Raw genomic sequence first — 25,212 nt, 5'->3', positions numbered from 1 at the left:
ATCGAAAATATCAAATATTTAAAAGACAATTTCCTAACCTATTTCAATAAATACACTCAAACAGACAGCCTAGCCAAACAATTCATACAAAAATACATTATTTAAGAACTTTTCAAAAAAGACTATATTTATTTTTTTCAAATTTTTTTAGATAACAAAAATAATGATATTCAGATCAATATTATTTCTAATTAGTCTATTGAAATTTCCTTAAAAAAAGAAAAAAAGAGGGGGAAAGGTTTCCTTTCTTTTTATTATCGTGTTTTGAATGTTAGTGTGTATGGTGTGTTTTGTTTGTTGCCGGCGTTGTCTTTAACGGTTTCTGCGGGTATGTAGATTTGGTAGGTGTTTTTGTGTAGTCTAGTGTAGGTCATTTTGATGGTTAGTGATTTGCCGTTTTTGGTTTTGGTGAAGGAGACTGCTTTGCCTGTGTTCAGGTTTTTCATGGTGATTTTTGACCAGTTGACGCCTTCCAGTATGTTCTCGTTGAAGGTTATGGTGATGGGTGCGGTTAATGAAAATCCGGAGCTGTTATTTCTGGGGTTAACCCTGGTTATGGTGGGTTTGGCGAAGTCTACGGTGAATTTGCTGGTGTAGGTGTTGATGTTGTTTCCTGCTGTGTCGGTGATGCTGCCGGTGGGTAAGGTGATGGTGTAGGTTAGTCCGTTTATGTAGTTACCGTTACGGGTTAAGGTTAGTGTTTTTCCGTTTATGACTTTGTATAGCGGTTTTACTTTTACTCCGTCGGGGTTGGTGACTTTGATACTGGTAAATGCGCTTCCGGCCTTGATATTCTCACTGAAAGTGATTACTAATGATCTATTGGCCACATTAATTACCATGTTGTTGGTGGGGTTAACGCTGGTTATTTTGGGTTTGGTTGTGTCGATTTTGAATTTGCTGGTGTAGGTGTTGATGTTGTTTCCTGCTGTGTCGGTGATGCTGCCGGTGGGTAGGGTGATGGTGTAGGTTAGTCCGTTTATGTAGTTACCGTTACGGGTTAGGGTTAGTGTTTTTCCGTTTATGGCTTTGTATAGTGGGTTTACTTTTACTCCGTCGGGGTTGGTGACTTTGATATTAGTAAAAGCACTTCCTGCTTTGATGTTCTCACTGAAAGTGATTAACAATGCTTTATTGGCTACATTGATCACCTTGTTGTTGGTTGGATCGACACTTGATACGGTGGGTGATGTTCCCACACTGAATTTGGTTGATTTAACTGCTACTGGGTTTCCTGCCAGGTCGGTTACTGATCCAGTGTGGATCCAGAGGGTGTATAGTGATTCTGCCAGGTTGCTGGTGGGGGCCACTGTTAAAACTTTACCATTTATTGTTGTAGTGAATGGTATGGCTGTTAGTTCACTGTTTAAGAGTTCTATCCACATATGGCCTTTTTTAATATCTTCACTGAAGGTTACTTTGATTGTTTTATCAGCTGCAATGTTAGTTTGACCATTAACTGGATCAAACACTGTGGCTGTAGGTGCTATGGTGTCTATGGTGTAGATCTCTGTCTGCTCCGGTGAGATGTTACCCGTATCGTCTACTGCGATAAATTTTAGTGTGGTGGTTTCGTTTATGCTTATAGGTCCGGTGTACAGTGTGCAGTTGGTGGTTGGTTCTTCTCCATTGAGTGTGTAGTAGATCCGTGGAGTAGTGCACTGGTCATCAGTTGCAGTTAGAGTCACGGTTTGTGTGGTTCGTGATAGTCCACCCTGTAGGTTGCAGTTGACAGTGGGGCACTGGTTGTCAGTGGTGAGTACCAGTATGGTGCCCAGGGCAACCATGTTATCGCCGTTGGTGCCGTTGTTGTAGCTTTGCAGGGCCGCGGTGTTAAATCCATTCAGTACGGCACTGTTTATATCGTATAGGCTGAAACCAGTCTGTGTGGTTCTATTGTAGCTGTTCCAAAAGCCGGTGTATTCTTGTCCGTTGAAGAAGAACTTGCTTTTATTCTCATCGCCGGCTGAAGCCAGTATCGCTACTAGTTGAGCGTTGCTCATTTTGTTGGTGTTCAGGTTGTAGTTGGCGTAGGCTGTGGCTTGTTCATCGTTTGTACTGTAGGTGGGATTAGAGCAGAGCATGTCCGCACCGTCGTTTATGTAAATCCGTTTAAAGGCAGTGTTTGGATCCTCGTAGATCACAACCAGGTAGGATCCGTATAGGCTGGCTGTTGTGGCTGCTCCTTTGGTTAAGGTTAGTGTGTTGCCGTTGGTTTGGAATAAGCTGGTTACATCGTAGACTAAGAGTCCGGATGGATAGTTGCTGGTTCCATAGCTTTTAGTATCAGTGTAGTAGGTCAAGTCATACAGTGTTTTACCGTTGAACTGTGCGGTCCAGTCTGGCACTCCCAGGGCAGTGTTCCAAGTGTAAGGCTGGTACAACCTTGCCAGGACTACATTAGTGTCTGCTGGTATTGGCAGGTCGGTGTTGGTCCAGGTGGCTGTGTATGGTGTGTCCCAGTTGCTTCCGCTTCCGCTTCTGTAAGCTGCGCTTCCATTGGAGTAGATAACATTGTAGTTTCCGCTCCATACTGTGGTGGTGTTTATGTCGTTGCCGTTGGTGTACCGTTTACCCCGGTAACCGTTGTTGTAAACGGGTAAGGTAGTTGTTAAGGTGTTGTTGGAGTCGTTGGTCTCTGGTATGCTGTTGTTTGGGTCGGTGTCGGTGTTTACTGGTACACTGTCACCTACACTTCTGGAAGTGGTGTCAGTCACAGTTACGGTGGTTGATTCGCCAACACCAAGTGCAGGCACATTTACAGTGTATTCTTCCCCATCAATGGTTACTTTGAGGGTGGATGCTGGTGCCGGACTGGTCCCCTGGTTTTCAACCGTTACAGATATGGTGTTGTTTCCGTTGGAGAACAGTGTGTTGCCTGCACCGCTGTTAGGTGTAATACCAGTTACCACTAAATCGGGTCCGTTAACGAAGATGTAATCCGTTTTGATTTCCTCATCCTCTCCTCCGGGTCCAGTTGCTGTGAGTTTCACGGTGTAGTATCCGGGGTTGGTGAAGGTCCAGATAGGGTTTTGTAATGTACTATCGATTGTTCCGTCGTTGTTGAAGTCCCAAGCCCAACCAGTAGTTCCAGTGGAATTGTCGGTGAACTGCACAGTTAAAGGTCCATCACCCACGGTGGTGTCTGCAGTGAAGTTTGCTACTACCGGTTCCATTGTAACTGTTAGTATGGCGTTTTGTAGTGAGAAGTATGCTCCTCCTCCTATTACATCTAGTTGATTGAGTCCGTTTTGTAGCGAAGTCACGCTGTAGTATTTGTACGATGGGTCGCTTCCACCAGTTCCGTTTAGGTTGAGTGTTTGTCCGTTGAATAGCACGCCTGGTGAATCATTATCACCTGAGGGTAACATGATGGTTAACTGGGTGGAATCTACTTTGTCAGTGGTTACGTTGTCGAAGAAGGCGAATCCTGTGGTTGGTCCATAGTAAAGCAGGTCAAAACCTTCATTTATCCAGATTTTCCTGTAAGGTTCACTAGCATGCTCGTAAACTACAATCAACACACGGCCGTATTGGGCTTGAGGTCCACCGGTGATGGTGGCGGTGTTAGTTCCGTTAGCATTGAAATACTGTGTCACGTCGTAGATGTCCTGTCCTTCTCCATCATTTCTGCCGTAGTATCCGTTGTAGTCTGGGTAGTGTGCTAGGAGATTTGTGAGGTTATATCCATTGAATGTTACGTTGTATGGACTGTAACCATACCACGTCCATGCCAAACATAAATGAGCCGCGAGTATAGTCGCACCATCGGGTATGTTCAGGTTATAGGTTGGATTTCCACCACCGTAACCAGTACCACCATTATCAACAATTACATTGACATGTCCTTGGGCATAGTAAGTGGTTAGAAGGTCTGTTTCCAAGTACGTGCTGATTGTTTCAGATTGCACTGGTGAAGTGTTACCACTAGCGTCCACTGCTATGAATTTCAAAACAGTAACAGCAGGTCGTGGAAGGTTAAACGGACCAGTATACAGTGTGCTGTTGGTTGTAGGATCACTACCATCGAGCGTGTAATAGATCTTAGGATCAAGATCCATGTCATCGGTAGCGTTTAATGTAATTGTTGTTGTTCCAGTTTTGGTGTAAGTCACCGTTGGTAGTTCTATATCCGTGATTGTATAGTATAGTGTTTGTATTGGGAGGATGTTTCCACTTTTATCCACTGCAATATATTTTAAAGTTGTAGTAACGTAATTTGGGAGATTAATAGGGTCGGTGTATATTGTACTATTTGTGGTTGGGTCTGTACCATCAAGTGTGTAGTAAATTATTGGATTAGGATCCGTATTATCCGTTACAGATAAATTTATCTGAGTTGTTTCGTGGTAAGTTCCTTCTGCGGGAGTTGCAGTGACAACAGGAGCTTCTGTGTCGTTGATATTATAGGTTTCAGTCTGTATGGTTCCAATGTTACCAAATTTGTCTGCACTGATAAACTTTAACACGGTGGTTTCAGTGAAGATAAGGGGGTTTGTGTACAGAGTGCTGTTTGTTGTTGGGTCTGTGCCGTCAAGTGTGTAGTATATTTTGGGATTAATGTCATAGTTATCTGTAGCAGATAAAAACACCTGGAGGGCCGAGGTGAAATTACCACCTACGGGGATGGCTGTTACAGTTGGTGCTTCCGTATCATCTGGAGGTGTAAGTACAGTGATATAATCTGTTTTGGTCGTTGAACTGCTATCACCAACATTGGCCACTGTTAATTTCACAGTATATACACCTGCTGTTGTGTAAGTGTAGGTGGGATTCTGCTCATTACTATCAACTATGCCGTCATTATTGAAATCCCATGCCCAGGCAATGAGATTAGTTGTACTGTTGGTTTGATCTGTGAAATGCACTGTTGAAGGTGCATAATCTGACAGAACATCTGCGGTGAAGTCTGCAACAGGTGATGTTAGATCCAGTTTTGCAACAAAAATTTCTTGATAACTATTTGTTATGGTTGATTGGTATGCTCCTGGTGTTACTGAGAAATCCCCGGAATTTGTGTTTCCTGTTAAGTAGGCATTTCCAGCACTGTCTATTGTAATAGCATTTCCACGATCATTTCCACTGCCTCCTAAGAATGTGGAGTATAACAGGCCAGTACCATCAGATTTTAATTTAGTTAAGAACACGTCTCCATAGAATCCTGCCTTATTAACAGTTTGATATGCTCCGGGGGTTACTGGGAAGTCACCAGAATTTGTGTATCCTATGACATGGGCATTTCCTTCTTCATCTACCGCAATTCCGGTTATTGTTTCTATGCTGTTACTTGCGCTTCCTCCGAGGTATGTGCTATAAACAAGGCTTGTTCCATTTGTATTTAACTTTGCTACAAAACCATCATAGTCAACGCCGGCATTGCTTGTTTGATAGGCTCCAACGGTTACAGGTAAATTCTTTGATTTTGTTTGTCCACCGATGTAAGCATTTCCATTGCTATCCACCGCAACACTATTGCCATTGTCTGTGTCATTTCCTCCGAGATATGTACTGTATGCTAGGCTTCCAGCACTGTTAAATTTGGTTACAAATACATCAGCCCCACCGGCGATACTGGTTTGGTAGGCACCACTAGTGATGGGGAAATCACTTGAAGCTGTACGTCCTGTGATGTAAATGTTATCATTTTTGTCAATTGTAATGGCATAGCCATAGTCCTGTCCAGTTCCCCCGAGGAAAGAGCTGTACACAAGTTCTCCACTACTGTTAAATTTGGACATGAAGGCATCATTACTTGTGGATTTGTTGGCTTGATAAGCATCACTGGTTGTAGGGAAGTTTGTTGAACCTGAATATCCTGCAATGTAAATGTTTTCATTGTTGTCCAGTGCAACACCATTTCCATAATCTGTTCCGGTACCTCCGAGGTAGGTGCTGTATACCAATTCGCCATTACTGTTAAATTTAGATAAAAATGCGTCATATCCTCCACCATTAGTTGATTGGTAGGCTCCGGTGGTTGTGGGGAAGTTTGCAGAGTTTGTTCGTCCAGTTACGTAAACATTTCCAACAGCATCTACTATAATACCCAGCCCATAGTCTGAACCAGATCCTCCAAGATAAGTGCTGTACACTAAAGTTCCGGCACTATTAAACTTGGATAGTAATGCATCAGATCCACCTGCGTTACTGGTCTGGTAGGCACCATTAGTGGTTGGAAAGTCTCCCGAAGTTGTGTATCCTGTGATGTAAATGTTTTCATCGTTATCAAGCGCAATAGCTTGTGCTAATTCATCACTTGAACTTCCAAAGTAACTCACGTAGTTATTAGGTATAGCTATGATGTAGTTATTTTTGGTTTCAGTGGCAATTCCACCGGTTCCGGCTACTGTTAGTTTGACTGTATAGGTTCCCCCGTTGTTGAATGTATATGTGGGGTTTTGCAGTGTACTGTCATTTATTCCATCGTTGTTAAAATCCCATGCCCAGCTGGTTGCACCTGTAGATTGTTCAGTGAAATGCACGGTGAGTGGTGCTGCTCCACTGGTTTTGTCGGCCGTGAAATTGACGGTTGGTGGTGTTATGTCTGATTCTTTAACAGTGAGTGTTGCTAGGACGCTTTTATATGATCCAGCACCTAGGGTGTAGGTCAGTGTACTGTCCTGTCCGGGTGTGATATTACTGGTAACATTCCATCTGTGGGTTACGAAGTAGTTCACTGGTGCTACTGGATCAGTACCACTAAATGCCTGTCCATTGAAGTTATAACTTCCATCCTTACTGGAGAGAGCCACATTATACAAGGCAGCATTTGACACTGCTCTTGTAAACGTGCTGGTTTTAAATGTGGTTTGTGATGAACCAGTGTTTATCCAGTCTTGTCCGTCGTTGACCCAGTAATGTACCTTATCATCATCTCCGTCGTTGTAGGCTGCGACCAGGGCGATCATCTTTAATCGTCCATCGAAGGTTTGTGTGCCTATTTGTTCCGTTTTCACGTAGATGGATGGGTTGTTGCTGGTTATGAGTCCGGTGACATCGTACCATGCTTGGTAGTCTGAGTAGACCCGGAAGCAGTGGTCGTTTATCCAGTAGATGGTTCCGTCTATGGAGTAGTTTTCACTGGTGAGTAGTTCGTTTCCTAGTGTTGTCTCGTAGGTACCATCTCCATTCCCGTCTAGTTTGACTGTGACGTTGGCTGGCCAGTTGGCACTACCACTTCCCGAGTAAATATTCACATAAACTCGTGCCCAGTCTAATCCTGTGTTGTTGGGCAAGTTATATGTTTGAGTAAATTCCCGTGAAGTAGCGTCTGTGGGTTGATTAGCAAATGGCACTGGTTGGGTAGCGTTCACATACAGATCCCCGGACACCGTACCATTATGGGTGGTGTTTAGAGGCGTTCCTGCTGATGCAGCACCACAAAGTATCACGGCAAAAATCAAGGTTAAAACCAACAATACGGGTGTTTTTGCATTCATAGCTTACTCACCCCCTTTAATTTAAATAATTTCATTCTATTATTCTCCTTAAATTTTTTTTATAGAATAGATCTCAATTTTTTAAGATTTTATCAGAAAATATCGTTTATTTATTAAAATAAAGACATTTAATTTAAGTAAAATAAAAATTACGCTTCTCCCATCTTCCTATAACCGCCTCCTGGTGATTGGATTTACTCAACCACATTTTTTTAGTGATTGATGGCTAGTCTGATCTAATATATAATACTTTTTAAAAGATTTTTATTATTACTTTTCGAGGTAAAACCAGTAGAAACGTAATACTAAAGAGTAGACTAGTTATTAATTTTCAGTGGAAATATTAGTGGATCGTAATAATACGCTTAGTAAAAGCATTTCATTTAACATTTGATAATGATTTTACTGCAAGTTTTTTAATGAGAAAATAGGATGTTATAACCTGAAATCTATTAAATAGTGAAATCCAGATCATATACTAGAATTTGATACCTGAATTTCAACTAAAACTTAGAAACCAATCCACACAACTGAAACTGTGGCATCCCATAAAAATGTGTATAGATTAAGTAAACATGACTATTAAATTATTCGGGTGATGGAAATGAAACATTTTTCATCGTTTATTATATTTGTCTATATTATTCTGTTTTTTATTTGGAGATTATCCATGGCAAACTATTTGTATAAGAACATGTATACAATATAGTATGTCTACAAAAACTGTTTACAGTATTAGAATTCCAGTTAAGTATCGCAGGATGATGGAAGAGATGGGGGATGTTAACTGGCAGGACGAGATAAGGCAGGCATCCATTAAATTGATTCAGGATAAAAGTAAGAAAAAGCTCCTGAAAGAGGCGGAGGAGTTAAGGAAGCGTATGAAAACTAATGTGGAATCAGCAGTACTTATAAGGGAAGATAGAAATGCCAGATAGGTATGTGCTGGACTCCAGTGTCATAGCCGCTATTTTTTTCCAGGAAGAAGCATCCTCCAGGGCTGTTAAGGCGGTCCAGGATCAGGATCTTCTTACTCTTGATCTGGCCCTGGCAGAGGTGGGTAATGTAGCCTGGAAAAGGGTAACCCTATTCGGTGAAGACGAAGAAATAATTGGAGAAGCCCTTAAAAAGAGCGTGGAATTTATAACCACCGCCTGTGAAGTTATAAAAACTCAGGAACTCATAGATATCTCCTTTAAGATCGCGGTCAAGGAAAAAGTAAGTTTCTACGATTCATTGTTCCTGAGAGCGGCGGAAAAAGAAGAAGTACCACTTCTCACTTTGGATAAAAGACTTAAAAACACGAGTTGCATGGTGGAATTATTATAATACCCAATTTATTTATAATTTTTTCACATTTTTACAAAAAAATCTAGAAACTTTTCCAGCAAGTTTAAAACCAGCAAAATTTGTCCTGAAATCGGGTTTATCCATCCGCGAAAGGTGCATATAAACCACATTTTCTTAGCAAGCCACCCAAACCCTCCTGGATGAAGATACAAGGATTAATTCTGGGAAAATAGGTTAATATAAATATTCATAGTTCTCTCATTAGAACATATGGTACTAAAATTAAAACAATTTTCTTTGGAGGGTCTGACCAATCTGGAAAAGTAATATTGACATCTGAGTGGTCCATAAAATCTTATAGATGTGGATAGATTATCTAATGGTAAAACTACATCTAAAAGATAAGATAAAAGTAGGAAATATTCATCAAGGGATGAAGGAATTAGAAATTCAACTGGCACAGGAAAGTGAAAGAGTATGGCTAATTTCGACATTGAACGGGACCCAGGAGTTTGCTGAAATCTTCCCAAAAGAAGTTAAAGATGGTTTAAAAGCCGTGGAGAGAATAATAGGTGAAATAGAGAAAATTATTTCAGAATGAATTATTTATCTCTAATTAATCAATAGAAGTCTCCCTAAAAAAAGAAAAAAATAGGGGAAAATTTCCCTTTTATGTTCTTCTGGTGGTGAAGTTTATGGTTTTTGCTGCTAGTGGGTTGCCTGAGGTGTCGGTTACTGATCCGGTGTGTAGTATAAGGTAGTATTTGGTGTTGGCTTTTAACTGTGCTGTTGGTGTTATGGTTAAGACTTTGCCGTTTATGGATTTTTTGATGGTTACTGAGGTTCCATTGCTTGTTTTTAGTTCGATCCAGTATTTGCTGCTTGCTTTGATGTTTTCGTTGAAGATTACTTTGATTACTTTGTTGCGTGGTATGTTGACTGCTTTGTTGGCTGGGTTGGTGCTGGTTATTTTGGGTTTGGTGGTGTCGATTTTGAATTTGCTGGTAAACGCTGTTTTTAGTGTGTTGCCGGCTGTGTCGGTGATGCTGCCGGTGGGTAGGGTGATGGTGTAGGTTAATCCGTTTATGTAGTAGCCGTTACGGGTTAGGGTTAGTGTTTTACCGTTTATTACTTTGTATAATGGGTTTACTTTTACTCCGTCGGGGTTGGTGACTTTTATATTACTAAATGCGCTCCCTGCTTTGATTTTCTCACTGAAAGTGATTACCAATGCTTTATTGGCTACATTGATTACCTTGTTATTGGTGGGGTTAACACTGGATACGGTGGGTTTTACGAAGTCCATTTTGAATTTGCTGGTGTAGGTGTTGATGTTGTTGCCTGCTGTGTCGGTGATGCTGCCCGTGGGTAAGGTGATGGTGTAGGTTAATCCATTAATGTAGTAGCCGTTACGGGTTAGGGTTAGTGTTTTACCGTTTATTACTTTGTATAATGGTTTTACTGCTACTCCGTCGGGGTTGGTGACTTTGATACTAGTAAACGCACTTCCTGCTTTGATGTTCTCACTGAAAGTGATTACCAATGCTTTATTGGCTACATTGATTACCTTGTTATTGGTGGGGTCAACGCTAACCACGGTGGGTGGTACAGTTTCAATGGTGTATTTCTGGGTGTATATCTGTGATTTATACCCTGCTGTATCTACTGCAAAGCATTTCACCGTTGTAGAGTTGGTGATGCTGATAGCTTTAGTATATTGGGCGCTGTTGGTGGTTGGGGTGGTACCGTTAAGGGTGTAGTAGATGATGCCTGTTCTGTTGGTGGTCAGAGTAATCTTTTGACTTTTATTGTAACTGCCTGCTTTGGGCGTGGCATACACGTACACATCCTGTATGGCGTAAACCTTACTGTTATGGCTTCCAAAGTATAAGGTACCGTCACTGGTGATGGCCGGGGATCCTTCTATGCCGCTACCGGTTTGATATTGCCATATCAGCTTCCCGCTGGAGTTGAGAGCGTACAATTTGCCATCATAGCTTCCGAAGTATATGGTGCCATTACTGCCTATGGTGGGGGAAGAACGTATTGTGTTGCCGGTGGTGTAGGTCCACTGAAGTTTTCCGCTGGAGTTAATTGCATACAGTTTACCGTCTTTGTTTCCGACGTATATGATGCCATTTTTACCAGCAGCCAGAGAATATATTTCTTTACCGGTTTTATATTTCCATTTCAGTTTACCAGCGGAGGTGAGCGCATAAAGATAACCGTCACCACTTCCGGTATAAATCGTACCATTATGAATAACTGGATCTGAATATATAGCTTTACCTGTTTTATATCTCCATTTTAGTTTTCCTGCTGAACTAATGGCATAGAAGTATTGATCCTCACTTCCAACATATATGGTGCCGTCACTGCCCAAAGCAGGTGAGGATATTATGAAATTACCGGTTTGATATTTCCATTTGATCTTACCGGTGGAGTTGAGTGCGTAGACTTTACCATCACAGCTTCCAAAGTATATGTTACCGTTACTATCGATGGTGGGGGATGATTCAACGGCGCTGCCGGTTTTATATCTCCATTTCAGTTTGCCAGCAGAGGTAATTACATATAACCAGTTATCACAGCTTCCAAAGTATATGTTACCGTTACTATCGATGGTGGGGGATGATTGAACAGCGTCGCCAGTTTTATATCTCCATTTCAGTTTTCCAGCAGAGGTGAAGGCGTATAAATAGCCATCTCCACTACCCACATATACCGTGCCGTTTTTATCGATGGATGGGGAAGAATAACCGATCATATTATTGGTGGTGTAGTTCCATTTGGTTTCGTTGTTCTGGGGTCCATTGTAAACTGATTGGCCGGTGTTGTTCTGGTCGTGATGGAATTTAGGTTGAGCACTGTCTGCCAATCCTGCTGCAGATACAGGATTAGAAAGTAAGATTACGGCTACTATAAGTAGTGTTATGGCAAGGATAGCGAATTTTTTTGTATTTAACATTTTCTAATACCTCTAAATTTCATTATTTTTATGGAATGTCCTTTTAGTAAATTTATTTAGGGAGCCTGAATGTTTCTTTTAATAGCTGGATGGCCTTCATTCATATATAATACTTTTCTTTTTCCTTTTTATTATTACTTTATGGGCTTAAATCCAATCAAAGTAATAATCTAAATCGGCAGGCCCAATCACCGTCATTTTTTTCTAAAGGTTGTCTAATATCATTAATTCAAGCTAAATTGATCAGTAATAAGTTTTACTTAAGATATATTATTATATGGGAGATAATTTAATAACCCAATAAACAGATGTGAGGCATATCCCTCTGAAGATTGCAGTTGTTTGAAAGAATTTAGGGATGGATATAAATGCATAAGGGTAAAAATGGGAAGATATGGTTCCTGGGCCGCAGTTACCAGGAATATGTGAAGATGTTCTCTTTAAAGGAAGAAGAGTTGAGGGATATCCGTATTTTAGACTGTGCAGCAGGTGCAAGTTCATTCACTCCCCACCTGCTTAAGAAGGGCTATGATAGCACGGCTGTGGATATTTTATATGGTAAAAGTGTGGAGGAAACTAAAGAACAGTGTGTAAATGATTTCCATACTCTTATGAAGATGCATGCTGGTTTAACCCATAAGGTGGACTGGAGTTTTTTCCAGGACCCGGAGGACATGGTCCAGCAGCGCATTTCGGTTTATGAAGAGTTTCTAGATAGCTATGCACAGTATAAAGATGAAAGGTACATTAAAGCTGCTCTCCCAGAATTGCCCTTTGGTGATAACAGTTTCGACCTGGTTTTATCTTCCCATCTGCTTTTTATATATGAGGATCGGCTGGGTTATGATTTTCACCGGGATTCTATACTGGAGATGTTGAGGATTACTTCTTCTGAGGTTAGAATTTATCCTATTTTAAAGCTCCATGGTGAATCTGAATCATCATTTCTGCCCAGTTTAATGGATGAATTAGGCGATAAAGCAGATTTTAACATGGAAAAGGTAGACTACCAGTTCCGCAGGGGTAGTGATGAAATGCTGAAGATTAATAAGAAATAGCTATTTAGAAAACAGAAAAACAATATTTTTACATATTTAGAAAATCCAGAAATCAATAATGTAAGGGGGCATCAAGAGTGGTTTTAGTTAGAGTCTTTTTTGTTGATGCCCCCTTACTAATTGGTGATGCCTCATACGACGCTTCACTGATTCGATGTGGTCCAGGTATGGGATGGGAAATTTTCATTATATGTATTCTGTAGGGCATCTTTTGATACATTTGAGCGAAGAAATGATTTAGATGCCCTAACATATGCACAATAGTTGTAGGAATCCAATGCGTGGTTTTGGATTCCTACTTCGGAGTCAATGGCTAAGTTAATAAAAAACCTTCAAATTCGGTAATAATAGTATTACTACCGTTTAACCACGCTTACACGGGTAGATATGTTCTCTTAGTATATAATATTTTCTATATATTTAGTATTACTAAAAGGGCTATAACAACAAATTTTTATTAATTAAATAAGTTAATATGTAGTTAAAGCTAATTTAATACAAGACGAATTATGATCACCCAAAAACAAGTAGAAGGCGTTATCTGCAACCTTTTCAAGCAAGCTGTAATAGAACTACCTTCAGATGTTCGAAAAGCCCTGGAAGAAGCCTATAAAAGGGAAGAACAGGATATTGCTCGGACAAATTTAGAGGCAATTCTCGAGAACATCCAAGCCGCGGAGGAACTGGAAATCCCCATGTGCCAGGACACCGGCCTCCCCATCGTATTTGTGAAACTCGGAAAGGTGGAAGTGGAAAACCTCTACCAAGGCGTAAGAAAGGGTGTAGAAAAGGCCACTAAGGAAATTCCCCTGAGACCCAACGTAGTCGACCCCCTGACCCGGGTGAACACCGGTAACAACCTGGGTAAACTTATCCCCCAGATTGACGTGGAACTGGTTGAAGGGGAATACATAGAGTTCACGGTTTTTCCCAAGGGTTTTGGCTCGGAAAATAACAACGCCCTAATGATGGGACTCCCGGGTGATGGGGTGGAAGGGATCAAAAAGTTCGTGGTGGATACCGTGATAAAAGCAGGTGGAAAACCCTGTCCACCAACCGTGGTAGGTGTAGGAATTGGTGGATCATCTGATATGGCCATGAAGCTTGCAAAGAAAGCATTGCTTCGGGAAGTTGGTGTACTCCACAACGAAGAGAGAATCGCTGAACTGGAGAAAGAGATACTAAAACTAATTAACGATACAGGCATTGGGCCCATGGGTTTAGGTGGTAAGACCACTGCCCTGGATGTTAAAATAGAATACGCAGATACACATACAGCAGGCCTACCAGTGGGGGTTTGTATCCAGTGCTGGGCTGACAGGCACGCCAGTGCTGTTTTGAAGCCTTAGTGGTCGTGGTTAGTACGTAAGTATCCTAATGTAAAATAAATTATCCTTTTTCTAATTCTTCAATGGTCTTCCCACTTAGAACAGACTCCGGCCGTTCAGTTAAGATATCCCTGGTATTTCTATTCAATTCTTTCATTTTAAAAAACAACCAGAACTTTCTCCCCTCTCGCCCGGTGTGGATCAGTGCATAGGCACCCTTGATTTTCTCTCCTTCCAGATAGAACTCCACATGACCATCTTCAATGGTCTTCTCCATGGGAACTTTCTGACCATCTTTCTCCTTTAAGTTGCGATAGGTGCCGGTATCCCATACTATAACCGTCCCTGCACCGTAGTTTCCCTCGGGGATGATGCCTTCGAAATCTATATAGTCAACGGGATGGTCCTCAGTGGGTATGGCCAGTCGTTTCTGGGTGTAATCAACCGACGGTCCCTTGGGCACGGCCCAGGATTTTAAAACACCATCTACCTCCAGGCGGAAATCGTAGTGTAGATTCCGGGATTTATGCTTCTGCACCACGAACCTGGGTTTTTCGGATGTTTTTTTGCTGGTGTGGGGTTCCGGGGTAACGTTGAAGTCACGTTTTTCCCTGTACTTGGTTAATTTATCTTCCGCCATGATTTATTACCAGTTATCATATATGTACTTTGATTTAGAAAAACTTTTGAAATTTGTAATTGATAAAAAAGGGTTTGATGTTTGATAATTTTAAGGATTTGAAATTCAAAAAAAAAGAGAGGAAATAAAAGAAAAATAAAAAATTTTCTAGAGAATTTATATAGGCTGTTCACAGGTGATCATGAACACGGTCCGGTTGCCTATACTCTCCGACCGATCGGCGATCCTCTCCAGGAAACGGGCCACGAAGAGCAGGTAGACCATGTAGTAAATGGCATCTTTCTCATCGAACATGCTTTCTGTAATGTCCCGGAGGGTGGTATCGAACAGGTCGTCCACTTCATCATCATCATGGTGCAGCTCCCGAACAGTTTCCACGTCCTGGTTTAAAAAGGAAGTGATACTCTTGCTGACCATGCTGCCCACCAGGTCGGCCATATGTTCGATATCTTTCTTTGGTGTTTCCGGGATTTTTTCATCCTTTATCTGTTTGGATACTTCTGCGATGTTGGATGCCAGTCCAGTCATTCTTTTAAAATGACTTCCTACCTTTATTGATGCTTCTATGAATCTTAAATCCCTGGCAACTGGTTGTTCGGATGCGATTATGCTCATGGTTTTCTGTTCCAGCAGGTAGTTCATCCGGTCCACTTTCTCATTGATATCCATGATAGTGGCTATCTTCTCTTCATCATAATTAAACAGGACATCTATGGAGTCTTTATATGCTTCCAGGGTATATTTGCCCATTTCTTCCATGTAATCTCTTAATTCCTTCAATCTTTTCCTGAAAAATATTCTCGGGGATTTTTTTGCCATCTTCCATTTCTCCTATTTTGTATATTCCTTTATTAAAGTGTCTAAGTCATTTTCAGACGGATCTCGTATTCCATATTTGAGTAACAACTTGTCCCGGTCAACCGGATTATTTGCATCATATTTATCAATTATGAAGTCTAATTCCACAGGTAACGATAATTTACATTCCTCATTCAGTTCCAGGATGGTATTAAAAAGTTTATCATTCATCTTATAAATTTCTACCTTGGACTCGGGTCTGATCATCATCAATTTCATTGCTTTAGTTTCATAATATTCTTCCAGTGTATCTATGTCCAGGTACCATGCTCCCACTATTTTTTCTTCACTTATAAACAGGATGGATTCGTTGCCTTTATCTATAAACCTTATGTAACCTAGATCAGGTATGTGAGTTTTTTTTAAATTGCCTCTTATCACCATTTCCGGTTCACAGGAAGGAAACCACATAATATTAAATTCACCTCATTAAAAGGTTATGGAAAAGTTTAGTATGCATCACACGTTTCCCGACAATAGAGTAAGCTATTCTATCAGCCATTCCCATGACGTGATGCCCCATACTGAGCAAGTTTCTCCCAACAAGGATTAAATAGGTCTGTGAGCCTCCATGGGTAAGTTCATTGTATTCGGAAAACATCTGGTTGTAGAAGTCCTGTAAATTGTTGTAATTTTTTGTGGAACGTTTCAGTAGATGTAGGTCTTGATTTATCAGGGATCCTACTCCATCTTTGAGCATGTTCTGTACAGTCTGGGACATGAACATCAGGTGTGGGGGTTTATGGATTTTTAAATTTCTCTCTTCAGAATCTATGGTGTACCTTGAAATATAGGCAGATAAGTCGTTTATCCTCTCCAGCTCTATGGATATTCTAAGTATGGCTGCCCCCATACGGAGATCTTTAGCAACTGGCTGGTGAAGCCCCAGAACCTTCAGGCAACCATCTTCTATATTATAACTATCCTTGTTTATCTCATCGGTTGATTTGATTATCTTCCTGGCGAGTTCCACATCATCATTTATGTAACTATCTACTGCTCTATCGATCCGGTCGGTGGTTTGGTTACTGTAAATCAGGACGTCCTTGGTTAATGATTCTAATTTGTTTTCTAATACCACGTTGTACATATTACCCCCGAGTTAAAGGGATGTGACCATTAAACTCATCCAAACCTACCAGTGATGTAATCCTCTGTTCGTTTATCTTCTGGTTCAATAAAGATCTTGTCGGTAAGTCCCTTTTCAACAATTTCTCCATGTAAAAAGAAGGCCGTATATTTGGAAACACGGGTAGCCTGCTGCATATTGTGGGTTACGATGATTATAGTGAACTCATTTTTGAGTTTATGGATCAAATCCTCAATCTTAGTGGTGGATATGGGATCAAGTGCGGAGCAGGGTTCGTCCATCAGGATTACTTCTGGTTCGACAGCTATGGTCCGGGCTATGCACAGTCTCTGCTGCTGCCCACCAGAAAGTCCCATGGCAGAATCATCAAGTTTGTCCTTAACCTCATCCCATAGGGCTGCTTCTTTAAGACTGGCTTCCACCCTTCGCTCCAGGTCCTTCTTATCGTTGTTACCGTGAACTCGCAGTCCATAGGCTACATTTTCAAAGATTGATTTAGGGAAGGGGTTTGGCTTCTGGAAGACCATGCCCACCCTTTTACGGAGGTCGACCACATCTACATCAGGGTCGTAAATCTCTTTACCGTCTAAAAGGATGGTTCCTTCCTTTTTAAATGTTGGAATAACATCGTTCATCCGGTTCAACGTTCGCAAAAAGGTTGATTTCCCACATCCCGACGGCCCAATCAATGAAGTTACGGCATTTCTTGGTATGTCAAGGTATATGTCCTTTAAAATGTGTGATTCATCAAAATATGTGTTTAATTCTTTAACTTCAATTATTATATTTTCCATTTCTATCTACCCATCATCTTTTTAGTGTATTTTTCCACTAGATAGTTCGTGGATATGGTTATTATTAAAATTATAAGGACCAGAACAGCCGCTGTACCATAAGCATTCGGTAGTGATACACCTTCCGTGGCCAGAATATAAAGGTGCAACGGGAGGGGCCTTGCCGGATCCCATATGGACATAGGAATAGCCAGAGCAGCACCTACCGTATATAATATAGCAGCTGTTTCCTCAATAGCCCTGGCCATACCCAAAATGATACCGGTGGTGATTCCGGGTATTGCGGCGGGTATAACTACTCGATAAATGGTCTGCCACTTAGAAGCTCCCAGTGCCAGACTACCTTCCTTATAGGATTGTGGCACAGCTTCAATGGAGACTTCAGCAGTTCGCAGTATAGTGGGGATGGCCATCAGAGCTAAGGTCAGACCTCCTGAAAGGACTGAAAATCCCATCTGTAAGAATACCACGAAGAAGGTCAGTCCAAATAAACCGAATACAATGGATGGTATGGATGCCAGTGTTTCGGCGGCGAACCGTATGGCCTTTACTAAGGTACTCTCTCCAGCATACTCTGCCAGCCAGATGGCAGCCAGTACTCCCAGTGGTGTGGCTACTATGAGTGCAATGAAGGTCACATAAAAGGTGGATACAATCATAGGCCAGATTCCTCCAGATTCTCCGGAGCCAACCGGGTTACCAAAGATGAATTCCAGAGAGAACTGGGGAAGGCCGTTCCAAAGGATGTAGCCTATTATGATGATGAGTATCACGATGGCTAGAAGGCCCACTCCCCAGAGAACTACGTTCATGATTTTCTGGGCATGGTGGGGGGAAATGATTCTGGGCATGGATATCATAAGTAACCTCCTCCCACGGTAACTTTACGTTTGTAGTTGATGTAGTTGGTGATCACCAGTAGAACTATGATCATCATGAGCAGCACTATACCGGTAGCGAATAGTGCGTTATAGTGAAGCCCAAGGGCGTAACCCATCTCCAGGGCTATGTTAGAGGTAAGGGCCCTGGCAGGTTCCAGTATGGAACCGGGGATTATGGGTGTGTTACCGGCTACCATGATCACGGCCATGGTTTCGCCTATGGCTCTACCCATCCCTAAGATTATCCCGGTTACTATGCCGGGTAGTGCTGCCGGGAATATCACGTTCTTGATGGTCTGCCAGTGGGTGGCTCCCAGTGCAAGAGATGCCTCTTTATATTCCAGGGGAATGGACCTGAGGGCATCTTCAGATATACTCAGGATGGTGGGTAACACCATCACCGTCAGGATGATGGAGGCGGTTAACATACTGAAACCGCTGCCTCCAAAGTGTATCCTCATGAAGGGAACCAATACTATTAAACCGAAAAAACCGTAAATAACAGAGGGTATACCGGCCAGTGTTTGTATGGTTGGCTTTAAAATCCTTCTCATGGTTTTTGGTGCAACTTCTGCCAGGAATATGGCACCAAAAATGGATAATGGAACGGCGAATAGCAGTGCCAGTGCCATCATACCCAGTGATCCCACGATCATGGGGAAAACGCCGTAAATATCATAGGATGGACTCCAGTCCATTCCAAATATGAAGTTTAAAGGACCTACCTGTTCCATTGCTGGAAGGCCCTGTTGAATAACGAATCCGATTATAAGGAGTATTATAATGATAGATGATATCGCCGCCAAAAGCAGCACTTTCTCCACTAGAAATTCTTCCCAATTCCTTGCCATCGCTTGCACCTCTCAAGTAGAAAATTTTGATAAATGGTAATTATTCTAATGTCGGTCGTACTAATTAATTTTTTTAATTCATCTTATGCTTTGTAGGCTGGATGGCATAAAACAGTTAATGGAGAATGTAAAAGAGTATATTTAATATGGTTGACTGACCTGTTTTCTATGGTAATAAACAGGTCTTTTCCCTTTATCATAGTGAATAATTCATTTACTTTTAAATTACCCATACCTACAGGTAGATGATCCCTTCCGAAATCATCGTAGTCGTGTAGATGTATTCCTATGAGTTTATCTTCAATTCTTTCCATCATCTGGTTTAAAGGTAATCCTAACCGCCCCAAATGTCCCACATCTAAAATATAAGAGATATCTTTACCAACGAGTTCCTCCAGTTTGTTCACGTTATCGGTGTCCTGGAATAGATAATATTTATATCCGTTAGTACACTGGTTTTCCAGACCAATATTCAAACAGAAATCCTTTGCATAATCGTTAATTAAATGGTATGCCTCAGCAAACCTTTCAAATCCTTCATCCATTGCTGTAGGAGTTATATCATCCCTGTTTACCCATCCGCAATGCAAGACCGCGTTTTCAACTTGCAGATCATAGGAAATTCCCAGGTCTCCCAAAACCCCCAGGATGTTTCTTTTCCATTTCTTTTCATCAAATTCAGCAAGGTTGTACTGGGGAGAGATATGAAGACTGGCTTTTAAATCATATATATCTAGAAGATCCCTGGTCTGCCCGATATTGTCACGCTCCGGGATCCATTCTTTACCTATTTCCACGTAATCTACGTTTAATTTATGTAAGAAATTAAAAAAGGATTCTTGTGAACCTTGAAAATTGTTGTAAAGAGCCACACCAATCTTTTTCATTTAAAATTCACCTAAATTAAAATTCACTTTAAAAAAATAGGGTAAAGTGGGGGGTTAACCCACTCATTTGTTTATAGATGAATTCAGTTATACTGGTACTGCTCCTTCTTCTTGAACGATTTTCTGTCCTTCGGCACTTAAACACCAGTTAATGAATTCCAGGGTTACACCAGTAGCTGCGCCTTTAGTCAGGAACAGGAATGGTCTCTGGATTTTGTAGGATCCATCTTTAACTGTTGCTTCTGATGGTTCTACACCATCGATTTTTACAACTTTAACACTGTCGTCCACATCGGCTAATGACATGAAACCAATTGCGTTAGGGTTACCTGCTACAGCCTGTTTAACAGCGTCGGTTGAACTCTGTACAATGGCGGATTTGGTTATGTTTGTACCGTTTTTACCACCCATTATCAGGTCTATAAATGCGTCTCTGGTACCGGATCCTTCTTCTCTGGTTACTACAGTGTAACTACTATCATTACCAGCGAATATTTCTTTTACCTGGTCTGCTGTTAAATCAGTGACGTTACTATCTTTGTTTACTATGATACATATACCGTCGTTTGCAATCACGTATTGTTCTATACCAGGTGCTTTTTCTGAGGACAGTTTTGAAGAGTATGTACCGATTTGTGCTGTACCATCCTGTACACTCTTAAGTCCTACAGATGAACCTCCACCTTGAACGGTTATGTTCACATCTGGATTTGCATTATGGTAAGCTTCGGCTAGCTTCTCTGCAACTGGCTGCACTGAAGTTGAACCAACGATTGTTATTTTACCTTCGGGTTTGGTAAAGGCACCTCCGGCATAGAGGGCAACACCTATTATTACTACTATTATGACAATAGCTCCGATTATGTATTTGGTATCCACAATAAATCACCTCAAACTTTACTAAACCCCCCATTACTATATAAGTGTTACTATTTGTGTTTAAAATTACACTAAATGTGTCATTCGGTCATAAAAAGACGTATATTTATTACCCGATCTTTCTTAATTGGTGAACTCATGTGGACTTAATGCTACACCATGAGATTTTGTCTATAAATAGTATACCCACCACAACCGCATTATTTCCTAATTAGTGAACTAAAATAGGCTTAATGGTTAAATTTAAATATTATCATTGTAGAATAAAATGATTTATGATAACTAAGGAAGTACTGAAGGATATAATACAACCAGTTAATCCCAGATGGAAAACATCCATAACAAAAGTGGAACCCAACCATCTTTTAACCAGAGGTTACTCACAGGAGGATTTAATAGAAAATATAACCCTCCCCGAGTTAATTTATCTACTTATAAAAGGTGAATTACCCACCCCTAACCAGGCCCGAATGCTCCAGTCAGTACTGGTATCATTCTGCGATCATGGAATTACCCCGCCCAGTACCCAGGCTGCCAGAACCATGGCTTCAGCAGGTTCACCAGTAGCATCCTGCCTAGCCGGGGGGTTACTGGCCTTCGGTGAAAATCATGCCGGTGCCATAGAGATCTCCATGAAGGTGATGCAGGAAGCCATCAAATACAAAAACAATTCCGACTTAACCCATGACCTTCTAGCAGATAAACTGGTTAACCACTACCTGGATAACGGCAAAAAAGTCCCAGGATTCGGGCACCGTTATCATAAGGAAGACCCTCGGGCCTCCAAATTGATCAAACTTTCCTACAAATATGACTGTTTCGGCGATCACATGAAACTGGCCCTGTCCATGCAGGAACTTCTATGGGCAAGAAAAGGGATAAAAATGAATATAGACGGGGCAAATGGTGCAATATTATCAGATATGGGATTTGATTGGAAAACAGGATGTGGATTTTTCGCTATAGGAAGATTACCAGGTCTACTAGCCCATGTTATAGAAGAGAAAAATGAGAAACCCTTTAAAAAGACCTTTAGTTTTGAAGAATTGTCGGTACTTTAAGTGATCCTATTCCCCTGTACCCATTTGATCTGATTTTTAATCTAATTTTAAATCAACTGATTTTTGTTTTTGATCAGGCTTTTACTGACTGATTTTTGTTTTTGATTGGGTTTTCACCGGCTAATTTTGTTTTTGATTGGGTTTTACTGATTGATTTTATTTTTAAATCAATTTCAATTAACTATTCCTGTTTTAAATATAGTTCATCAACTGATCTTATCTTTAATATAATTCAACGCTACCTTGGTACTGTGAATTTTTATCAGGGATAGAAAGGCCATGATCACACTTAAAATCGCACCAAAAATCACTATCCTGTGCATGCCGGTGGTGAAATCGTAGGCCTGGAGATTAAATAACAGGGGTGACTGGAGTGTATCGGGTGATATGGTGGTGTAGAGTATCAGCCCGGCAAATGAAACTGCAAATACCATGCCCAGATTTCGCATGGTAACGATTATACTGGAGACCATACCCGATTCACCTCGAGAGATACTGGCCATTATGGACCGGTTGTTAGGGGCCTGGAATAAAGCTGCGCCGAGGCCCAGAACTACAAACCTCCATAACACATCACCGGAATTTGCAAATATGGTAAGATAAGACATGGAATAAAGGGCCAGGGCAAAGGTAAGGGATCCAGCAAAGGCCAGATACCTCGATCCAATTTTATCGGAGAGGAAACCGGAAAACGGTGCCAGTACCATCATGGCCAGTGGCGAAACGGTTAAAAGCAGCCCTATACCACCTAACGATAGATGTAAAACCTTCTGGAGATAGAAGGGCATGATGAAGAGTACCATATACATAGAAAGATAGTTGAAGAGTAGAGCGAGGTTATAGGCTGAAAATTTAGCATTCCTGAAGAGTGATAAATTTAATAAGGGATATTCGACTCTTTTTTCGTTAACGATAAATAGGATAAAGGTAAACAGGGCAAAAGATCCGATTATGAGAATTTTCAGATCCAACCCGTAGGTTTGAACAAGATTCAAGCCATAAACCACGGTAAATAATGTAGTGAACTGCAAAATGGTGCCTTTTAAATCCCATTTGACCTCGTCACCATCCTTTCTTTCCAGGACCAGGTAACAGATAATCAGACTGATGATTCCCAGGGGAATGTTCACCAAAAATATATAGGTCCAGCTGCCGGCGCTTTCCAGGAATCCTCCGATGGCCGGGCCCAGAGCTAACCCGGCAGCTATGGCCATGGAATAGATTCCCAGTGCTCTCCCTAGATATTCAACTGGAAATGCCCTTCTGATAATCCCAATAGACACTGAAATCATCATGGCTGCAGTGATACCCTGTAAAGCCCTGAATATTATCAGGAGATGAATTGAAGGGGCTAAACTGCAAAGAACAGAGGAAAACAGGAACCCTACCGCCCCATACATGTACAGTTTTTCCTGGCCATAGAAATCACCGAACCTGCCGAAAAAGAGCACCAGACTCAGGAGCATTATGAGATAAGCGGTTAAAACCCATTGTGAAGTAGCCACAGATGCCCCGAAGAACTCTGTTATACTGGGTAGAGACACGTTAACTATACTGGCATTTATGGGGACCATGGATGTACCCAGTGCCAGGGCTATTAAAATTTGCCACTTTTGGGTAGATGTTTGCCTCAATTGAACCCCTCCAAATTTGAATTTAAATAAAATACTCTTATTTCAGTCCACCATAATAAATCTTGCTATTAGTGTACACCATTTCACATTATGTATAAATAGGGAGGGGGCACATAAATAAGATGGTGATAGAATGATTGAAATTGACTTTAACCCGGAGAATATGGAAAAATGTCTGTGTGCCCAGTGTCCGGTACAGGCCAAAAGTTCGTGTGTAAAAGATCAATGGAAAGAAATGGAGGAAGCAAGTTCAGCAGATATCGATAGTGGTTTTGTGGTGGACCCTGAAAAAGTACCCCAACTTTATTGTGCCACTGGGAAAACGATCTGCGGGGATCTGTATTTCCATGAAGAATGCCAGTGTAAAGGCTGCGATGTCTGGAAAGAGAACGACCTGGAAGCAAGGGGAGCACCAGCCTATTTTTGTAAAAATGGAGAAGCTTCTGAGTGCTGTGAAATTGATATTGGAGAAGATGAAAGCCGTGAAGCTAAATTACGGGAATTGAGAAGGACTTATTATACGCCGGTATGAAAACTTAATTATACGCCGGTATGAAATTTACTTATTTTTTTAAAAGAAAAAGAAATTAATTAAAACCTAAATCAACGATGCGTTGGCTATTTTCCCTATTGGGGGTTTGAATATTTTCCCCTTAAATTTAAACTCCAGAGGATAATGTGCTAAATCTGCTTTAACTCCTGTTTCTGTATTTATCATTTTAACATGTAATTCGTCTTCACCCAGTTCAATTAAATTGTATGAGGGAACGTTGGTGCCGTGTAACCTTCTGGTGGTTGCGGTTCCTGAATTTACAGTCACCAGTTCTTCCAACCTCCAGGCATGGGGCACGTGTTTATGGCCGTTTAAAACCATGTCGACCTTGTATTCCATTAGAATTTTTAGGATATCCCCGGCATCCAGTAAAATATTTCTCTCCCGTCCTGTGCGGGGTATGGGGAGTATATGGTGATGGAACGTCACGATTATTCGCATATCTTCTCTAACTTTCCTTAGTTCACGAACCAACCATTCTCTCTGGTCTATTCCAATCTGTCCGTCATGAATATCGGGTTCTGAAGAATCTAATCCGATGATAACCATCCTGTTGTGCATATCGTTGTGTATAAACCTTCTATCGCCAATCAACCTTTTAAACTGTCGTAATCCAACATTACAGGAATCATGGTTTCCAGGCACAACATATACCTCTGCAGTGGATTTTAATTCATCGATAAATTCTTTTGCTTTAACATATTCTTCTACATATCCCTGTGCAGTTATATCTCCAGAGATTACTATCAAATCAGGATTTTCTTCACTGATCTGCTCTAACAAATTATTTTTAAGTTCTTCTGAGAACTTATATTCTTCAAAATGTAAATCAGACATCTGTGCGATTTTCTTTTTCATCTACAATTTCTCCTTTTTTCACTTATAGTGTAAAATAAGACACTAATAGTATAAATATTTATTTTTCCAGTAATTTATCTAACCAAGTAAAAGTTCCAAGAAACTAGAAATGAAAAGTTATTTGACGTGGAAGTGCTAAAAAA

20 protein-coding genes are annotated in these 25,212 nt (G+C 41.0%); 7 read left to right on the top strand and 13 right to left on the bottom strand.

Going from position 1 to position 25,212, the window contains the following annotated elements; genetic code table 11:
- Window positions 1–254: 254 nt before the first annotated feature.
- Window positions 255–7,439 carry a DUF3344 domain-containing protein gene (locus HVN35_04025; protein NYB51716.1) on the bottom strand — a complete coding sequence of 2,395 codons (7,185 nt, stop codon included), beginning with the start codon at window positions 7,437–7,439 and terminating at the stop codon, window positions 255–257.
- Between the two features lie 710 nt (window positions 7,440–8,149).
- On the opposite strand from HVN35_04025, the gene HVN35_04020 reads away from it, so the two are divergent.
- From HVN35_04020 to HVN35_04010, 3 genes are all read left to right on the top strand, one after another.
- A complete protein-coding gene (locus tag HVN35_04020) occupies window positions 8,150–8,377 on the top strand; it encodes a hypothetical protein (protein NYB51715.1) in 228 nt (75 codons plus the stop codon).
- Entirely contained in the window at window positions 8,367–8,768 is a 402-nt protein-coding gene (locus HVN35_04015; protein ID NYB51714.1) for a type II toxin-antitoxin system VapC family toxin, read from the top strand. Before HVN35_04020 ends, HVN35_04015 begins: the two co-directional genes overlap by 11 nt.
- Window positions 8,769–9,108: 340 nt before the next feature.
- Window positions 9,109–9,330: a hypothetical protein gene (locus HVN35_04010; GenBank protein ID NYB51713.1), complete on the top strand. Its 222-nt coding sequence runs from the start codon at window positions 9,109–9,111 to the stop codon at window positions 9,328–9,330.
- 69 nt (window positions 9,331–9,399) lie between these two features.
- Here HVN35_04010 and HVN35_04005 read toward each other — a convergent pair whose 3' ends face one another.
- Window positions 9,400–11,697, bottom strand: coding sequence for a PQQ-binding-like beta-propeller repeat protein (locus tag HVN35_04005; protein ID NYB51712.1), 2,298 nt, complete (start codon window positions 11,695–11,697; stop codon window positions 9,400–9,402).
- Between the two features lie 368 nt (window positions 11,698–12,065).
- Between HVN35_04005 and HVN35_04000 the strand changes: the two genes are divergently transcribed.
- Window positions 12,066–12,755, top strand: coding sequence for a methyltransferase domain-containing protein (locus tag HVN35_04000; GenBank protein ID NYB51711.1), 690 nt, complete (start codon window positions 12,066–12,068; stop codon window positions 12,753–12,755).
- A gap of 509 nt (window positions 12,756–13,264) precedes the next feature.
- Window positions 13,265–14,104 (top strand): fumarate hydratase, encoded by an 840-nt coding sequence (locus HVN35_03995; protein NYB51710.1) that lies wholly within the window; start codon window positions 13,265–13,267, stop codon window positions 14,102–14,104.
- A gap of 40 nt (window positions 14,105–14,144) precedes the next feature.
- Here HVN35_03995 and HVN35_03990 read toward each other — a convergent pair whose 3' ends face one another.
- From HVN35_03990 to HVN35_03950, 9 genes are all read right to left on the bottom strand, one after another.
- Complete coding sequence (locus tag HVN35_03990) at window positions 14,145–14,723, bottom strand: DNA ligase (protein NYB51709.1); 579 nt, start codon at window positions 14,721–14,723, stop codon at window positions 14,145–14,147.
- Window positions 14,724–14,879: 156 nt separating this feature from the next.
- Complete coding sequence (gene phoU / locus HVN35_03985) at window positions 14,880–15,542, bottom strand: phosphate signaling complex protein PhoU (GenBank protein ID NYB51708.1); 663 nt, start codon at window positions 15,540–15,542, stop codon at window positions 14,880–14,882.
- A 12-nt stretch (window positions 15,543–15,554) separates the two neighbouring features.
- Window positions 15,555–15,992, bottom strand: coding sequence for a DUF2226 domain-containing protein (locus tag HVN35_03980; protein NYB51707.1), 438 nt, complete (start codon window positions 15,990–15,992; stop codon window positions 15,555–15,557).
- A 10-nt stretch (window positions 15,993–16,002) separates the two neighbouring features.
- Complete coding sequence (locus tag HVN35_03975; protein ID NYB51706.1) at window positions 16,003–16,671, bottom strand: phosphate uptake regulator PhoU; 669 nt, start codon at window positions 16,669–16,671, stop codon at window positions 16,003–16,005.
- Window positions 16,672–16,706: 35 nt separating this feature from the next.
- Window positions 16,707–17,465 (bottom strand): phosphate ABC transporter ATP-binding protein, encoded by a 759-nt coding sequence (locus tag HVN35_03970; GenBank protein NYB51705.1) that lies wholly within the window; start codon window positions 17,463–17,465, stop codon window positions 16,707–16,709.
- A gap of 2 nt (window positions 17,466–17,467) precedes the next feature.
- Entirely contained in the window at window positions 17,468–18,316 is an 849-nt protein-coding gene (pstA, locus tag HVN35_03965; protein NYB51704.1) for a phosphate ABC transporter permease PstA, read from the bottom strand.
- A gap of 5 nt (window positions 18,317–18,321) precedes the next feature.
- Window positions 18,322–19,197, bottom strand: a complete 876-nt coding sequence (pstC, locus tag HVN35_03960) for a phosphate ABC transporter permease subunit PstC (GenBank protein ID NYB51703.1) — start codon at window positions 19,195–19,197, stop codon at window positions 18,322–18,324.
- A gap of 83 nt (window positions 19,198–19,280) precedes the next feature.
- A complete protein-coding gene (locus HVN35_03955; GenBank protein ID NYB51702.1) occupies window positions 19,281–20,084 on the bottom strand; it encodes a sugar phosphate isomerase/epimerase in 804 nt (267 codons plus the stop codon).
- Between the two features lie 87 nt (window positions 20,085–20,171).
- Window positions 20,172–20,963: a phosphate ABC transporter substrate-binding protein gene (locus tag HVN35_03950; GenBank protein ID NYB51701.1), complete on the bottom strand. Its 792-nt coding sequence runs from the start codon at window positions 20,961–20,963 to the stop codon at window positions 20,172–20,174.
- Window positions 20,964–21,238: 275 nt separating this feature from the next.
- On the opposite strand from HVN35_03950, the gene HVN35_03945 reads away from it, so the two are divergent.
- Entirely contained in the window at window positions 21,239–22,024 is a 786-nt protein-coding gene (locus HVN35_03945) for a citryl-CoA lyase (protein NYB51700.1), read from the top strand.
- Between the two features lie 206 nt (window positions 22,025–22,230).
- On the opposite strand, the gene HVN35_03940 is transcribed toward HVN35_03945, so the two are convergent.
- Entirely contained in the window at window positions 22,231–23,598 is a 1,368-nt protein-coding gene (locus HVN35_03940) for an MFS transporter (GenBank protein NYB51699.1), read from the bottom strand.
- A gap of 193 nt (window positions 23,599–23,791) precedes the next feature.
- Here HVN35_03940 and HVN35_03935 point away from each other — a divergent pair, with 193 nt between their 5' ends.
- Window positions 23,792–24,190: a DUF2769 domain-containing protein gene (locus HVN35_03935; protein NYB51698.1), complete on the top strand. Its 399-nt coding sequence runs from the start codon at window positions 23,792–23,794 to the stop codon at window positions 24,188–24,190.
- A gap of 66 nt (window positions 24,191–24,256) precedes the next feature.
- Here the strand turns inward: HVN35_03935 and HVN35_03930 are convergent, their stop codons facing one another.
- Window positions 24,257–25,069 carry a metallophosphoesterase gene (locus tag HVN35_03930; protein ID NYB51697.1) on the bottom strand — a complete coding sequence of 271 codons (813 nt, stop codon included), beginning with the start codon at window positions 25,067–25,069 and terminating at the stop codon, window positions 24,257–24,259.
- Between the last annotated feature and the right edge of the window lie 143 nt (window positions 25,070–25,212).

This window comes from Methanobacteriaceae archaeon (genome assembly GCA_013403005.1).
Classification (GTDB): domain Archaea; phylum Methanobacteriota; class Methanobacteria; order Methanobacteriales; family Methanobacteriaceae; genus Methanobacterium.
The sequence above is the reverse complement of the archived record's forward strand: the minus strand, read 5'-3'. Positions and strand labels throughout refer to the sequence as shown.

Coding starts and splice junctions, on each gene's coding strand:
- pstC (NYB51703.1), bottom strand. CDS start 19,197: ATGGCAAGGAATTGGGAAGAATTTCTAGTGGAGAAAGTGCTGCTTTTG.
- HVN35_04025 (NYB51716.1), bottom strand. CDS start 7,439: ATGAATGCAAAAACACCCGTATTGTTGGTTTTAACCTTGATTTTTGCC.
- HVN35_04010 (NYB51713.1), top strand. CDS start 9,109: ATGGTAAAACTACATCTAAAAGATAAGATAAAAGTAGGAAATATTCAT.
- phoU (NYB51708.1), bottom strand. CDS start 15,542: ATGGCAAAAAAATCCCCGAGAATATTTTTCAGGAAAAGATTGAAGGAA.
- HVN35_03980 (NYB51707.1), bottom strand. CDS start 15,992: ATGTGGTTTCCTTCCTGTGAACCGGAAATGGTGATAAGAGGCAATTTA.
- HVN35_04005 (NYB51712.1), bottom strand. CDS start 11,697: ATGTTAAATACAAAAAAATTCGCTATCCTTGCCATAACACTACTTATA.
- HVN35_03940 (NYB51699.1), bottom strand. CDS start 23,598: ATGGTCCCCATAAATGCCAGTATAGTTAACGTGTCTCTACCCAGTATA.
- HVN35_03990 (NYB51709.1), bottom strand. CDS start 14,723: ATGGCGGAAGATAAATTAACCAAGTACAGGGAAAAACGTGACTTCAAC.
- pstA (NYB51704.1), bottom strand. CDS start 18,316: ATGCCCAGAATCATTTCCCCCCACCATGCCCAGAAAATCATGAACGTA.
- HVN35_04000 (NYB51711.1), top strand. CDS start 12,066: ATGCATAAGGGTAAAAATGGGAAGATATGGTTCCTGGGCCGCAGTTAC.
- HVN35_03935 (NYB51698.1), top strand. CDS start 23,792: ATGATTGAAATTGACTTTAACCCGGAGAATATGGAAAAATGTCTGTGT.
- HVN35_03955 (NYB51702.1), bottom strand. CDS start 20,084: ATGAAAAAGATTGGTGTGGCTCTTTACAACAATTTTCAAGGTTCACAA.
- HVN35_03930 (NYB51697.1), bottom strand. CDS start 25,069: ATGAAAAAGAAAATCGCACAGATGTCTGATTTACATTTTGAAGAATAT.
- HVN35_04015 (NYB51714.1), top strand. CDS start 8,367: ATGCCAGATAGGTATGTGCTGGACTCCAGTGTCATAGCCGCTATTTTT.
- HVN35_03970 (NYB51705.1), bottom strand. CDS start 17,465: ATGGAAAATATAATAATTGAAGTTAAAGAATTAAACACATATTTTGAT.
- HVN35_04020 (NYB51715.1), top strand. CDS start 8,150: ATGTCTACAAAAACTGTTTACAGTATTAGAATTCCAGTTAAGTATCGC.
- HVN35_03995 (NYB51710.1), top strand. CDS start 13,265: ATGATCACCCAAAAACAAGTAGAAGGCGTTATCTGCAACCTTTTCAAG.
- HVN35_03975 (NYB51706.1), bottom strand. CDS start 16,671: ATGTACAACGTGGTATTAGAAAACAAATTAGAATCATTAACCAAGGAC.
- HVN35_03945 (NYB51700.1), top strand. CDS start 21,239: ATGATAACTAAGGAAGTACTGAAGGATATAATACAACCAGTTAATCCC.